Source organism: Variovorax guangxiensis (genome assembly GCF_003952165.1).
GTDB classification, from domain to species: domain Bacteria; phylum Pseudomonadota; class Gammaproteobacteria; order Burkholderiales; family Burkholderiaceae_C; genus Variovorax; species Variovorax guangxiensis.
In genome coordinates, this window is sequence record NZ_RXFT01000005.1 from 217,251 (window position 1) to 230,360 (window position 13,110).

General features: G+C 69.0%; 11 protein-coding genes. 7 read left to right on the forward strand and 4 right to left on the reverse strand.

What is annotated here, in order from left to right:
• Positions 1 to 48 precede the first annotated feature (48 nt).
• Positions 49 to 1,299, reverse strand: coding sequence for a CaiB/BaiF CoA transferase family protein (locus EJP67_RS14050; protein WP_126022329.1), 1,251 nt, complete (start codon positions 1,297 to 1,299; stop codon positions 49 to 51).
• 263 nt (positions 1,300 to 1,562) lie between these two features.
• Between EJP67_RS14050 and EJP67_RS14055 the strand changes: the two genes are divergently transcribed.
• The 7 genes from EJP67_RS14055 to EJP67_RS14085 all read left to right on the forward strand — a co-directional run bounded on the left by EJP67_RS14055 (position 1,563) and on the right by EJP67_RS14085 (position 9,565).
• Positions 1,563 to 2,453, forward strand: coding sequence for a helix-turn-helix domain-containing protein (locus EJP67_RS14055; RefSeq protein WP_126022330.1), 891 nt, complete (start codon positions 1,563 to 1,565; stop codon positions 2,451 to 2,453).
• Between the two features lie 123 nt (positions 2,454 to 2,576).
• Complete coding sequence (locus EJP67_RS14060) at positions 2,577 to 3,506, forward strand: substrate-binding domain-containing protein (protein WP_126022331.1); 930 nt, start codon at positions 2,577 to 2,579, stop codon at positions 3,504 to 3,506.
• A 25-nt stretch (positions 3,507 to 3,531) separates the two neighbouring features.
• Positions 3,532 to 5,040, forward strand: a complete 1,509-nt coding sequence (locus tag EJP67_RS14065) for a sugar ABC transporter ATP-binding protein (RefSeq protein ID WP_126022332.1) — start codon at positions 3,532 to 3,534, stop codon at positions 5,038 to 5,040.
• The gene (locus EJP67_RS14070; protein ID WP_126022333.1) at positions 5,037 to 6,020 is read left to right on the forward strand and encodes an ABC transporter permease; all 984 of its coding nucleotides are present in this window, start codon (positions 5,037 to 5,039) and stop codon (positions 6,018 to 6,020) included. The genes EJP67_RS14065 and EJP67_RS14070 overlap by 4 nt, the downstream gene beginning before the upstream one ends.
• A gap of 130 nt (positions 6,021 to 6,150) precedes the next feature.
• On the forward strand, positions 6,151 to 7,308 hold the full coding sequence (locus EJP67_RS14075) for an alcohol dehydrogenase catalytic domain-containing protein (RefSeq protein ID WP_126022334.1): 1,158 nt from the start codon (positions 6,151 to 6,153) through the stop codon (positions 7,306 to 7,308).
• Positions 7,305 to 8,831, forward strand: a complete 1,527-nt coding sequence (locus tag EJP67_RS14080) for an FGGY-family carbohydrate kinase (RefSeq protein WP_126022335.1) — start codon at positions 7,305 to 7,307, stop codon at positions 8,829 to 8,831. Before EJP67_RS14075 ends, EJP67_RS14080 begins: the two co-directional genes overlap by 4 nt.
• Positions 8,828 to 9,565, forward strand: a complete 738-nt coding sequence (locus tag EJP67_RS14085) for an SDR family oxidoreductase (protein WP_126022336.1) — start codon at positions 8,828 to 8,830, stop codon at positions 9,563 to 9,565. The genes EJP67_RS14080 and EJP67_RS14085 overlap by 4 nt, the downstream gene beginning before the upstream one ends.
• 12 nt (positions 9,566 to 9,577) lie before the next feature.
• Here the strand turns inward: EJP67_RS14085 and EJP67_RS14090 are convergent, their stop codons facing one another.
• The 3 genes from EJP67_RS14090 to EJP67_RS14100 are packed head-to-tail and all read right to left on the reverse strand — an operon-like array spanning position 9,578 to position 13,096.
• Positions 9,578 to 9,895, reverse strand: a complete 318-nt coding sequence (locus EJP67_RS14090; RefSeq protein ID WP_126022337.1) for a polyhydroxyalkanoic acid system family protein — start codon at positions 9,893 to 9,895, stop codon at positions 9,578 to 9,580.
• The gene (locus tag EJP67_RS14095) at positions 9,888 to 11,036 is read right to left on the reverse strand and encodes an aminopeptidase (protein WP_126022338.1); all 1,149 of its coding nucleotides are present in this window, start codon (positions 11,034 to 11,036) and stop codon (positions 9,888 to 9,890) included. The genes EJP67_RS14090 and EJP67_RS14095 overlap by 8 nt, the downstream gene beginning before the upstream one ends.
• Entirely contained in the window at positions 11,033 to 13,096 is a 2,064-nt protein-coding gene (locus tag EJP67_RS14100) for a molybdopterin-containing oxidoreductase family protein (protein ID WP_126022339.1), read from the reverse strand. Before EJP67_RS14100 ends, EJP67_RS14095 begins: the two co-directional genes overlap by 4 nt.
• Positions 13,097 to 13,110 lie beyond the last annotated feature (14 nt).

Sequence of the window (13,110 nt, forward strand, 5' to 3'; positions counted from 1 at the left end):
TTTATCGCACGAGGACGGTTTCGCGCCCGTGAATCGCCCCGTGGCGAACTAGCCCACGATGCCCCGCTCGTGCAGCGCCGCGATCTGCTGCGTGCTCAACCCGATCTCCTTCAGCACCGCGTCGGTGTCCGCCCCCAGCGCGGGCGCGTTGCGCCGGTGGCTGGCCGGCGTGAGCGACAGCTTCGGTACGAAGCCGGGCACCGCGAGATCGCTGCCGTCGGACATGCACACCTGCTGCAGCATGCCGCGCGCGGCGTAGTGCGGATCGGCCGCAATGTCGGCGATGGTGTAGATGCGCCCGGCCGGCACATGCGCCGCGTCGAGCGCGGCCAGCACCTGGCTCACCGTGCGCTGCGCGGCCCAGTCGCCGATGGCGGCGTCCAGCATTTCCACCTGCGCCACACGGCCCGTATTGCCGGCCAGCGCCGGGTCGGCCGCGAGGTCGGGCCGGCCGATGCATTCCATGAGCCGGCGGAAGATGCTGTCGCCGTTGCCCGCGACGATGGCGTAGCCGCCGTCCGCGCAGCGGTAGGCATTGGTCGGTGCGATGCCCGGCAAGGCGCTGCCGGCCGCCTCGCGCACCGCGCCGAAGGCGCCGTACTCGGGCAGCAGGCTTTCCATGCAGTTGAAGACAGCCTCGTACAGCGCCACGTCGACCACCTGCCCGCGCCCTTTTGGGAATTCCGCGCTCACCGTCGCATGCCGGTGCTGCATCGCCATCAGCACGCCGATCACGCCGTGCAGCGAGGCCAGCGTGTCGCCGATCGAGACGCCCACGCGCACCGGCACCCGGCCAGGCTCGCCTGTGAGGTGGCGCAGCCCGCCCATGGCCTCGGCCACCACGCCGAAGCCGGGGCGGTCGCGGTAGGGCCCGGTCTGGCCGTAGCCGCTGATGCGCAGCATCACCAGCGCGGGGTTGGCGGCCAGCAGCTCGTCGGGGCCGAGGCCCCAGCCTTCCATCGCGCCGGGGCGGAAGTTCTCGATCAGCACGTCGGCCTCGGCAGCGAGCTGCCGCACGATGGCCTGCGCCTCCGCCTCGCGCAGGTCCAGCGCCAGCGAGCGCTTGTTGCGCGACTGCACCTGCCACCAGACGGAGGTGCCGTCCTTCAGCAGCCGCCAGGTGCGCAGCGGGTCGCCCGCGCCCGGCGGCTCGATCTTGATGACCTCGGCACCGAAGTCGGCCAGCGTGCGCGCGGCGAAAGGCCCGGCGATGAGCTGCCCGAGCTCGATGACCTTGAGGCCGGCCAGCGGGCCGGCCGGCGAAGCGGATGCGGTGTTGGTTGAAGCGGTCGTCGTCATGCGCCCGAGTGTGCCGCGCCGCCGCAGCCACCCGCCGGGGCGGGAAAACACCTATGAATTCTTGACACCGCAGGCCGCGCCGATTCCGCAGTGCAGCAACGACAGCCCCGTCCGGCCCGCTCCCCCGGGGAGAAAGGCCCTTGCTGCGGCGCAATGAGGGCCGGCAGGGCGGCCTCCAGCGGCCCTTCCAGGGTCAAGAAAGTATCAATTCAGGGCGCTATCTCTGGTTGTTGGCATCGGGAGCGATTCGTACAGTCCGCCCCATGCAACCCGACCTGGAAATCGTCGAAGTCCGCGGTGACGAATCGTTCACCTGCTGGGCCCACGGCTACCCGTACCGCACCGTGCGCTGGCACTTCCATCCCGAGTACGAGATCCAGCTGATCGTCGAGACCGAGGGCGTGTATTTCGTGGGCGACCACGTCGGCCACTTCGAGCCGGGCAACCTGGTGCTGATGGGCCCCGACCTGCCCCACAACTGGATCAGCGACGTGCCCGCCGGCCAGAGCGTGGAGCGGCGCGGCATCGTGATCCAGTTCCCGGCCTCGCTGGTGCAGGGCATGGCCGCGGCCTTCCCCGAATTCGAGCGCGTCGCGCCGCTGCTGGCCGAATCGGGCTCGGGCCTGCTGTTTTCGGCCGAAACCGCCGCGGCGGCCAAGCCCATCATGGAATCGCTGCTGCAGGCGCGCGGCCTGCGCCGGGTGATCCTGCTGCTGTCGCTGCTCGAGCTGCTGGCCGACGGCCAGGACCGCCAGCGCCTCGCGAGCCCGGCCTTCAAGCCCGACCCGAAGGCCTTCATGTCGCACGCCATCAACAACGTGCTGGCGCACATCGCCGCCAACCTCGGCGACGAGCTGCGCGAGCCGATGCTGGCCGAGCTGGTGGGCCAGAGCCCGAGCGCGTTCTCGCGCTCCTTCCGCAAGCACACGGGCCAGTCCTTCGTGCGCTACGTGAACCGGCTGCGCATCAGCCGCGCCTGCGAGCTTCTCACCAGCAGCGAGAAGCCCGTGCTCGACGTCTGCATGGACGTGGGCTTCAACAACGTGTCGAACTTCAACCGGCAGTTCCTGCTGCACAAGCGCATGCCGCCGACCAAGTTCCGCAAGTTCCACCGCATGCAGGCAGCCGCCTCGCGTGCCGCCAGCCCGCCGTAGCGCACGGCACCTCACCGAGTTCCCCCGCGTCGTTTCCGGCGCGGCGCAAGAAAGGCGCCGCGCGGGGCGGCCCTTTGCCAGCGTTTTTTCAAACAGCGAGACAACCTCAAGGAGACAGCCACCATGACGAAACTTCTCAAAGCCACCGCCCTCGCCGCATGCATCGCCGCGCTGGTCTGCGGCGCTTCGGCCGCGCAGGCCCAGTCGGCGAAGCAGCCGCTGCGCATCGGCATGACCTTCCAGGAGCTCAACAACCCCTACTTCGTGACCATGAAGCAGGCGCTGGAAGAAGCCGCCGCCAGCATCGGCGCGACCGTGGTCACCACCGACGCGCGGCACGACGTGGCCAAGCAGATCGGCGACGTGGAAGACATGATCCAGAAGAAGGTCGACATCCTCCTGCTGAACCCGACCGACTCCACCGGCGTGCAGTCGGCCGTGCGCTCGGCCAAGAAGGCGAACGTGGTGGTGGTGGCGGTGGACGCCAACGCGCAGGGCCCGGTCGATTCCTTCGTGGGCTCCAAGAACACCGACGCCGGCCGCCTGGCCTGCGACTACCTCGCGAAGAACATCGGCGAGAAGGGCGACGTGGCCATCCTCGACGGCATTCCGGTGGTGCCCATCCTGGAGCGCGTGAAGGGCTGCCGCGAGGCGCTTGCCAGGTACCCCGGCATCAAGGTGGTGAGCACGCAGAACGGCAAGCAGGAGCGCGCCACCGCGCTCACCGTGACCGAGAACATCCTGCAGGCCAACAAGGACCTGAAGGGCATCTTCAGCGTGAACGACGGCGGCTCGATGGGCGCGCTCGCGGCCATCGAGGCGAGCGGCAAGGACGTGAAGCTCGCCAGCGTGGACGGCGCGCCCGAGGCCATCAAGGCGATGCAGAAGCCGGGCTCGAAGTTCATCGCGACCACCGCGCAGTACCCGCGCGACCAGATCCGCCTGGCCATCGGCATCGCGCTGGCGAAGAAGTGGGGCGCCAACGTGCCGGCCGCCGTGCCGGTGGACGTGAAGCTGATCGACGCCGAAGGCGCGAAGACCTTCACTTGGTAACCCACGCCCGAAGCAGCGCACGGCCATGAACGACACCGCCGAAATCCTCCGGCTCGAAGGCGTCTCGAAGAGCTTTCCCGGCGTGAAGGCGCTCTCGGGCATCGACCTGTCGATCCGCAAGGGCGAGGTGCACGCGCTGCTCGGCGAGAACGGCGCGGGCAAGTCGACGCTGATGAAGATCCTCGGCGGCATCCACCAGGCCGACGAGGGACGCATCATCATCGACGGCGGCGAATGCAGGTTCGCGGGCTACAACGACGCGATCGCGGCGGGCATCGGCATCATCTTCCAGGAATTCAGCCTCGTTCCGTACCTGAACGCGGTGGAGAACATCTTCCTGGGCCGCTACCTGAAGAACCGCTTCGGGCTGATGGACCGGGCAGCGATGAAGCGCTCGGCGCAAGAGCTCTTCGACGAACTGGGCGTGCAGATCGATCTCGACGCCCCGATCTGCCGGCTCTCGGTGGCGCAGCAGCAGTTCGTGGAGATCGGCAAGGCGCTGTCGCTGAAGGCGCGCCTGCTGGTGCTCGACGAGCCGACCGCCACGCTCACGCCGAACGAGGCCGGGCACCTGTTCAAGATCATGCGGGAGCTGCGCGCCAGGGGCGTGGCGATGATCTTCATCTCGCACCACCTCGACGAGATCTTCGAGGTGTGCGACCGCATCAGCGTGCTGCGCGACGGCGCCAACGCGGGTCATGCCGACGTGGGCGAGACGAACGTGGACGCGCTGGTCGAGATGATGGTGGGCCGGCGCATCGAGCACAGCTTTCCGCCGAAACCGCAGCCCGCGCCGCGCGGGCGCAAGGTGCTGGAGGTGCCGCACATCCAGCTCGCCAGGGGCGGGCCGGTCAACGCCTTCGAGCTGCACGAGGGCGAGATCCTGGGCTTCGCAGGGCTGGTCGGATCGGGCCGCACCGAGCTGGCGCTGGGCATGATGGGCGCCGATCGCGCCCATCGCAAGACGGTGCTGCGCAACGGCGTGCCCGTGCGGCTGAACGACCCGACGCAGGCGCTGGACAACGGCATCGGCCTGCTGCCCGAGAGCCGCAAGGCCGAGGGGCTCATCACCGACTTCACGATCCGCTTCAACATCTCGCTGAACAACCTGGGCAGGCACCGCCGCGCGGGACTGGTCGGCCGGGCCTCGGAGGAGCGCTCGGCGAACGAACTCTCGCGCCGCGTGGGCGTGAAGGCGCCAGGCATCGAGACGCGCGTGGCCACGCTCTCGGGCGGCAACCAGCAGAAGGTGGTGATCGCGCGCTGGCTCGGTCATGACTGCGAAGTGCTGATCTTCGACGAGCCCACGCGCGGCATCGACGTGGGTGCCAAGGCCGAGATCTACGGGCTCATGCGCGAGCTCACCAGGCAGGGCAAGTCGATCGTGATGATTTCCAGCGAACTGCCCGAGATCGTCGGCATGTGCGACCGCGTCGCGGTGTTCTCCGGCGGCTCCATCGTCGCCACGCTCGAGGGCGACTCCATCAACTCCGGCGACATCATGCGCCACGCAACCAAAGGGGGCCTGCAATGAACGCCACCGCCAGCCATCACCCCGTGCCTCCGGTTCCCGCGGGCGGCCTCTTCACCCAGCTGCGCCGCTCCACGGCCTTCCTGCCGCTGGTGGGGCTGGTCGCGATCTCGGTCTTCATGATCGTCGCGACCGACAACTTCCTCTCGTGGAGCAACCTGCAGAACATCGCGCTGCAGTCGTCCATCAACGCGATCATCGCGGTGGGCATGACGGCCGCGATCCTCACCGGCGGCATCGATCTTTCGGTAGGCGCGGTGGTGGCGCTGTCGGGCACGCTGGCCTCGGGGCTGATGGTGCAGTTCGGCCTGCCGCCAGTGCTGGCGGTGCCTCTCGGCCTTGGCGTGGGCGTGGTGATCGGCCTGTTCAACGGCTACTGCGTGGCCTACCTGCGCATGCCGCCCATCATCGTGACGCTGGCCACCATGGGCATCGCGCGCGGCATCGCGCTGATCTACACCGGCGGCTACCCCATCGACGGGCTGCCCGATTCCTTCGCCTTCCTCGGCGGCGGCGTGCTGGCGGGCATCAAGGTGCCGATCCTCATCATGCTGGCGACGTATCTGGCGGCCTACGTGCTGCTGAACATGGCGCCCTTCGGCCGCTACGTGTACGCCATCGGCGGCAACGAGGAGGCTACGCGGCTCTCGGGCGTTCGGGTGTCGCGCTACAAGCTGCTGGTGTATGCGCTCAGCGGCTTCACCGCCGCGGTGGCCGGCATCGTGCAGGCCTCGCGCGTGACCAGCGGGCAGCCCGGCGTGGGCGTGGGCTTCGAGCTCGACGCCATCGCGGCCGTGGTGATGGGCGGCACCTCCATCGCTGGCGGGCGCGGCGCCATCGTGGGCACGCTGGTCGGCGCGCTGCTGCTGGGCGTGCTGAACAACGGGCTCAACATGATCGGCGTGTCGCCGTACCTGCAATTGATCATCAAGGGCGGCATCGTGCTCCTGGCGATCTTCATCAGCCGGGAAGCCAAACGATGAGCTCGCCCCCAGGCTTCGCGCACTTCGTGTCGCTACGCCAACCCCCTACCGGGGGCAACACCAGCGGCCCGGCGAAGCCGGTTCCGCGGTGTTCCGCGAAAGAACCGCAACCCTTCGAACAGAAAGAACCATGAGCTATCAGAAACTCCAGCCCGGCACCTCGGGCGCCATCTCCCAGCTCGCCTCCATGCAGGCCGTGGTGTGCCACGGCCCCAAGGACTACCGGCTGGAGACCGTCGACATGCCGGTCATCGGCGCCAACGAGCTGCTGATCTCCATCGCCGCCTGCGGCATCTGCGCTTCCGACTGCAAGTGCCATTCGGGCGCGAAGATGTTCTGGGGCGGCGACGGCCAGCCCTCGTGGGTGAAGGCGCCCGTCATTCCGGGCCATGAGTTCTTCGGCTACGTCGAGGCGCTGGGCGAAGGCGCGGCCGAACACTTCGGCGTGGAGAAAGGCGACCGCGTGATCGCCGAGCAGATCGTGCCCTGCGGCAAGTGCCGCTTCTGCACCTCGGGCAAGTACTGGATGTGCGAGGTGCACAACATCTTCGGCTTCCAGCGCATCGTGGCCGACGGCGGCATGGCCGACTACATGCGGCTGCCGCCCACCGCGCGCGTGCACAGGATTCCCGACGGCATCTCGCTGGAGGACGCGGCCATCATCGAGCCGCTCTCGTGCGCGATCCACACGGTGAACCGCGGCGACATCCAGCTCGACGACGTGGTGGTGATCGCGGGCGCCGGCCCGCTGGGGCTGATGATGGTGCAGGTGGCGGCGCTGAAGACGCCGAAGAAGCTGGTCGTGATCGACCTCGTGCCCGAGCGCCTCGCGCTCGCGAAGCAATATGGCGCCGACGTGGTCATCAACCCCAAGACTGAGAACGCCGACGCCATCGTCAAGGGGCTGACCGAAGGCTACGGCTGCGACGTGTACATCGAGACCACCGGCGCGCCCATCGGCGTGACGCAAGGGCTGGAGATGATCCGCAAGCTCGGCCGCTTCGTGGAGTTCAGCGTGTTCGGCTCCGAGACCAGCGCCGACTGGTCGATCATCGGCGACCGCAAGGAGCTCGACGTGCGCGGCGCGCACCTGGGGCCGTACTGCTACCCCGTGGCCATCGACCTGCTGGCGCGCGGGCTGGTCACCTCGAAGGGCATCGTCACGCACGACTTTCCGCTGACCGAATGGGAGCGCGCCTTCGCGCTGGCAAACTCGCTGGATTCCATCAAGGTGCTGCTGAAACCGCAGCCCCGATCCCGAGAGACAACCAGCCAGGGGACAACATGAAATACGTGATCGGCGTCGACATCGGCACGCAAAGCACCAAGTGCCTGCTGGTCGGCATCGACGGCAAGGTGCATGCTCAGGCGAGCGTGGCCTACCAGCCCGAGACGCCGAAGCCGCTGTGGGCGCAGCAGGACTGCGAAGTGTGGTTCGAGGCGGTGTGCGAGAGCGTGCGCGCCTGCGTGGCGAAAAGCGGCGTCGCGCCGGCCGACATCGCCGCGATGTGCGTGAGCAGCCTCTACGGCGGCGCGGGCATCCCGGTCGACGAGGCCATGCGCCCGCTGCACCCCTGCCTGATCTGGATGGACCGCCGCGCCACCGCCGAGGTCGACTCGGTGAACGAGAACGTCGACGTGGCGCGGCTGCAGGCCATCACTGGCAACGGCGTGGACAGCTACTACGGCTTCACCAAGATCCTGTGGGTGCGCGAGCACCTGCCCGAGGTGTGGGCGAAAACGCGCCACTTCCTGCCGCCCAACAGCTACGTCAACTGGCGGCTCACCGGCGAACTCGCCGTCGACCACAGCTCGGCCGGCAACATCGGCGGCGTGTACGACGCGGCACGCCGGCAATGGTCGCAAGAGGCGATGGAGATGCTCGGCATTCCGTCGCGCATGATGCCGCCGCGCCTGGTCGAGTCGAGCGACGTGGTCGGCGGGCTGAGCGCCGAATGGGCCGCGAAGCTGGGCCTCGCCGAGGGCATGCCGCTGATGGCGGGCGGCGTCGATGCGGCGGTGGCCACCTTCTGCGCGGGCGTCACCGGAAGCGGCGACCACGTGGCGATGATCGGCACCAGCATGTGCTGGGGTTTCGTGAGCCCCACTGTCGATGCGCGGCACCGGCTCATCACCATGCCCCACGTGTACCGCGGCGCGGACCGCAGCTATGTGTTCGGCGGCGCGATCACGGCGGGCGCCGCGGTCACCTGGTTCCGTGAAGCCTTCTGCCAGGCGGAGATCGCCGAGGCCGCGCGCACCGGCGAGGACGCGCACGCGCTGATCGAGCGCAAGGCGGTCGAGGTTCCGCCCGGCGCCGAGGGCCTGGTGTTCCTGCCCTATCTCATGGGCGAGCGCAGCCCGATCTGGGACGCGCAGGCCAAGGGCGCCTTCATCGGGCTTTCGCTGGCGCACAGCCGCGCCCACCTGTACCGCGCGGTGCTCGAGGGCGTGAGCTTCGCGCTGCAGCACAACATCGAGGCCGGGCGCCAGAGCGGCCAGCCGCTGGACGAGCGCCTGATCGTGGTCGGCGGCGCGGCGCACTCCGACCTCTGGATGCAGATCGTGGCGGACATCACGGGCTATCCGGTGTTCACCATCGAGCAGGAAGTGGAAGCGGCGCTGGGCGCGGCCATGCTCGCGGCGCTCGGCGCCGGGCTGGTCGATGCGGCCACCGCCGAACGCGGCTGGGTCACGCTGGTGGAGCGGGCGCGACCCGAGCCCCGCGCGCAGGCCTTGTACCGCGAGCGCTTCGAAATCTACAAATCGCTCTACCCCGCGCTGCGCGATGCGATGCAGCGGCTGAAATGACCACTTCCTTCGATTTCTCCGGGCGCCGCGCCCTCGTGACCGGCGCGAGCAGCGGCATCGGCCGCGCGGTGGCGGCGCGGCTCGCGCAGGCAGGCGCGCAGGTCACGGCCGTCGGGCGCAATGCCGCGGCACTGGCGGCGCTGCACACCGAAGCCGGTTGCACGCCGCTGGTGCTCGACGTGGCCGACGCACCCGCGCTGGAACGCGCGCTCGCGCCCCTGCCCGCCTTCGACCTGGTGGTGAATTGCGCCGGCATCGCGCTGCTCGAATCGGCCACCGAGATGCAGGCCGAGAGCTTCGATGCGGTGATGGCCGTCAACGCGCGCGCGGCGGCATTGGTGGCCTCGCGCTGCGGCAAGGCCATGATCGCGGCCGGCGTGCGCGGCAGCATCGTCAACGTGTCGAGCCAGGCTGCGCTGGTGGCGCTCGACGCGCATCTCTGCTACTGCGCCTCGAAGGCGGCGATGGACGCCATCACGCGTTCGCTGTGCCTGGAGTTCGGGCCGCACGGCATCCGTGTGAACAGCGTGAACCCGACCGTCACGCTCACGCCGATGGCCGAGCAGGCCTGGTCCGATCCGGCCAAGAGTGCGGCCGCATTGAAGAACATTCCGCTGGGCCGCTTCGCGCAGGTGGAGGAAGTGGTGGCGCCCGTCCTCTTCCTGCTGGGCGATGGCGCTTCGATGGTGAGCGGCGCGGCGCTGCCGGTGGACGGCGGCTACACCATCGTCTGAACTTCGGCGCGCTCAGGCGAGACGCGTGCCGCCGCCTCGCGGCGCATCGAGCATCGCGTCGAGGTTGCGCGTGATCTTGGCCTCGATCATTTCGCTGAAGCTGCTGAAAAGGAAGCCCAGCGTCGCGTCGAGCTTGAAGGTGGTGTCGGTGACTTCGACGGTGCCGTCGATGCCGGCGCGCGTGAAGGTCGCGGTGTCGCAGCTTTCGCCCTGCGTGTAGACGCATTCGAGGCCGAACTCCTGCTCGGCCTGCTGGATCCACTTGCGCGCGACGACGCGCGCGCGTGCGATGCCCATTGTGTGGTTGCGTTCGATGTGGATGTCAGGCACCGCGATCTCCGGTCTTGTCGTGTTCAGGTGTGGTCTGGGTCTGGAGGATACCCGTCGCTGCCTGCAGGGCGACGCGGCGTTCCTCGGAGGTCGGCAGCTTCGCGATGCGCCGCACCTCGGCATAGAAGCGCGGCCATTCGCGGTCCTCGCGCTCGAAGAGTTTCTCGAAGCTGGGCACGAGGTCGTCGTAGGCTCCCTGCGCGCCGAAGGCCGCGTTGTTGGCGCGCGCCACCCAGGCGTCGTAGGCGTTCTGGCGCGGGCCGCTCCAGCCCTCCTTCAGCTTCGCGTAGCGCTCGCGGAAGTCGGCCATGGCGGCCTGCTTCATGGCTTCCACCTTCGTCCAGTCCTTGGCCTTGGCTTCGGGCGACTCGTACACCTTCGTCAGCGCGCGGCGGGTGTCGAGCGCCAGCGCGCGGAATTCCTGTCGCTGCGCGTCGAACTGCGCGTACTCGCGCCGCGCCGCATCGCCGGCCTCGCGCTGCAGCCACATCGCGCCGCCGATGCGCTCGACCGCGGTGGCATAAGACTCGTTGAAGACCGTGTCGCCCGCCACGTAGAGCACCTGGTGCGCGAGCTCGTGGAACACGATGCGCGCGAGCTCGCCCTCGGGGTAGCCGATGAAGGTCGACAGCAGCGGATCGCCGCCGGCCCAGTTCATCCAGCCCAGCGTGGAGTACGCGGGCACCGGGTAAACGGCCACTTCCAGATCCTGCTTCTTCTGCTCCTCGGCCTCGGCCTTGGCCGCTTCCTCGGTGTAGTAGCCGCGGTAGCCCACGCAGCCCGCCACCGGAAAGCACCAGCTCTTGAGCGTGAGCGAGTAGTGCGGCGCCGCCACCACGTTCCAGACGGCCGCGGCGCGATGCAGGTCGGCGTACGACTTGTAGCTGGCGTTGTCGGGCAGTCCGAGTTCGGCCGAGGCGAAGCGGCGGATGCGCTGCGTGAGTTCGAGCTTGGCCTTCAGCGCCGACGACACCGACGGATCGGCCAGCCATTCGGGCACCGGCTTGGCGGCGCGCATGATGCCGATGTGGCCGCTGGCGGACTGCCAGTAGTAGCCGAGGTCGGCGCAGCCGGTGAGCAGAAGCAGCGAGCCGGCCAGCGCGAGGGCCGGAAGGCCCGGAAGAAAGCGAAAGCGCCTCACACTTTCTCGACTTCGACCAGGCAGTCGTAGAAGGTCGGCCCGCGGCCGATGTCGGTCAGGCGCTGGCTGGTGAGCTCGTTGACGTTGGTGCCGTCCATGCCGAGCTTGCGCCACCAGATGCCCATGCCGTGCACCACGCCCTGGCGCGCGCGGCGCGAGACCTCGGCGCGGCAGCGGTGCTCGCCGCGCTTGTTGAACACGCGCACCGTGGCGCCGTCCTCGATGCCGCGCGCGGCGGCGTCGGCCTCGTGGATCTCCAGCAGCGGCTCGACCTCGATGGCGCGCAGGCTCGTCACGTTGACGAAGGTCGAGTTGAGGAAGTTGCGCGCCGGCGGCGAGATCATGGCCAGCGGGAATTCGGTCGAGCTGCCTGCCGGCTCCCAGTTGGGCACGTGGTCGGGCAGGCCGTCCACGCCCATGGCCTGCAGGCGGTCGCTGAAGAATTCGCAGCGGCCCGAGGGCGTGGGGAAGCCGCCTTCGGCGAAAGGCGCCTCGGGCAACTTCAGGCTGCTGAAGCCCTGCGCCATCAGCTCGGAGAAATCGATGTTGCGCTCGGCGAAGGCGGTGCGGCACAGCGTCTCGTCGGAATCGGAGAAGCAGGGTTCGGTGAAGCCCATGCGCTTCGCCAGTTCGCGGAACACCCAGGCGTTGCTGCGGGCCTCGCCGCGCGGCGCCACGGCCGGGCGGTTCAGCAGCACGTCGGTGTGGCCGTAGCTGCAGTGGATGTCCCAGTGCTCCAGCTGCGTGGTGGCGGGCAGCAGGTAGTCGGCGTAGTCGGCGGTGTCGGTGCGGAACTGCTCCAGCACCACGGTGAACAGGTCTTTGCGCGCGAAGCCCGCCGCCACCTTGGCCGACTCGGGCGCCACCGCCACCGGGTTGCTGTTGTAGACCACGATGGCCTTCACCGGGTTGGCGGTGTCGAGCAGCGCATCGCCGATGGTGCTCATGTTGATGGTGCGCGGCTTGCGCCCGGCCAGCAGGTCGGGGCGCTGCAGCGCGGCGCGGTCCACCGGGTAGTGGCCGGAGCTGCTCAAGAGCAGGCCGCCCGCGCGGTCGCGCCAGGCGCCCACCAGCGCCGGCAGGCAGGCGACGGCGCGCGCCGCGTTGCCGCCGCCGCGCACGCGCTGCATGCCGTAGTTCAGGCGGATGGCGGCCGGCTTCGTGGTGCCGTAGGCCTTGGCGAGCGAGACGATCTGTTCCTCGGGAATGCCGCAGACCTGCGCCGCGCGCGACGGCGGCCATTGCAGCGCGCGCTCGCGCAGCTGCTCCCAGCCCAGGGTGTGGTTCGCGATGTAGTCGGGGTCGAGCCAGTCGTTCACGATCAGCTCGTGCATCAGTGCCAGCGCCAGCGCGGCGTCGGTGCCGGGCAGCAGCGCGATGTGCTCGTCGCACTTGTCGGCGGTTTCGGTCTTGCGCGGGTCGATGCACACCAGCCGCGCGCCGGCGCGCTTGGCGGCCTGGGCGTGGCGCCAGAAATGCAGGTTGCTGGCGATGGAGTTGCTGCCCCAGATCAGGATCAGCTTGGCCTCGGCGAAGAACTCGATGCGCATGCCGACCTTGCCGCCCAGCGTGTAGAGCATGGCCTCGCCGCCGGCCATGGAGCAGATCGTGCGGTCCAGCAGGCTGGCTCCCAGCTTGTGGAAGAAGCGCCGGTCCATCGACTCGCCCTGCACCAGGCCCATGGTGCCCGCATAGCTATAGGGGACAATAGCTTCGGGTTTTCCCTGTAATACTTGAAGATTCGCCGCGATGTCGTCCAGGGCGGCGTCCCAGCTCACCGGCTCGAACTGGCCGCTTCCCTTGGGGCCCACCCGCTTCAGGGGCTGAACCAGCCGTTCCGCATGGTCGTTGCGCTCGATGTAGCGCGACACCTTCGTGCACAGCACCCCGCCCGTGTGCGAATGGGCGGGGTTGCCCTGCAGCTTCACGGCAACGCCGTCCCTGACGGTGGTGACCAGCGCGCAGGTGTCCGGACAGTCGTGCGGGCATGCGCCCAGCACGGTGGTCGTTGCGGGCTGGGAGGGCGCTTCTTCGAGCGAGGTATCCGGTGCGTGGGCCATCGGGCAAGTCTAAT

Bases quoted from the DNA above. Each gene is read 5' to 3' on its own strand.
- EJP67_RS14080 (WP_126022335.1), top strand. From the start codon at position 7,305: ATGAAATACGTGATCGGCGTCGACATCGGCACGCAAAGCACCAAGTGC.
- EJP67_RS14085 (WP_126022336.1), top strand. From the start codon at position 8,828: ATGACCACTTCCTTCGATTTCTCCGGGCGCCGCGCCCTCGTGACCGGC.
- EJP67_RS14075 (WP_126022334.1), top strand. From the start codon at position 6,151: ATGAGCTATCAGAAACTCCAGCCCGGCACCTCGGGCGCCATCTCCCAG.
- EJP67_RS14065 (WP_126022332.1), top strand. From the start codon at position 3,532: ATGAACGACACCGCCGAAATCCTCCGGCTCGAAGGCGTCTCGAAGAGC.
- EJP67_RS14055 (WP_126022330.1), top strand. From the start codon at position 1,563: ATGCAACCCGACCTGGAAATCGTCGAAGTCCGCGGTGACGAATCGTTC.
- EJP67_RS14050 (WP_126022329.1), bottom strand. From the start codon at position 1,299: ATGACGACGACCGCTTCAACCAACACCGCATCCGCTTCGCCGGCCGGC.
- EJP67_RS14100 (WP_126022339.1), bottom strand. From the start codon at position 13,096: ATGGCCCACGCACCGGATACCTCGCTCGAAGAAGCGCCCTCCCAGCCC.
- EJP67_RS14070 (WP_126022333.1), top strand. From the start codon at position 5,037: ATGAACGCCACCGCCAGCCATCACCCCGTGCCTCCGGTTCCCGCGGGC.
- EJP67_RS14060 (WP_126022331.1), top strand. From the start codon at position 2,577: ATGACGAAACTTCTCAAAGCCACCGCCCTCGCCGCATGCATCGCCGCG.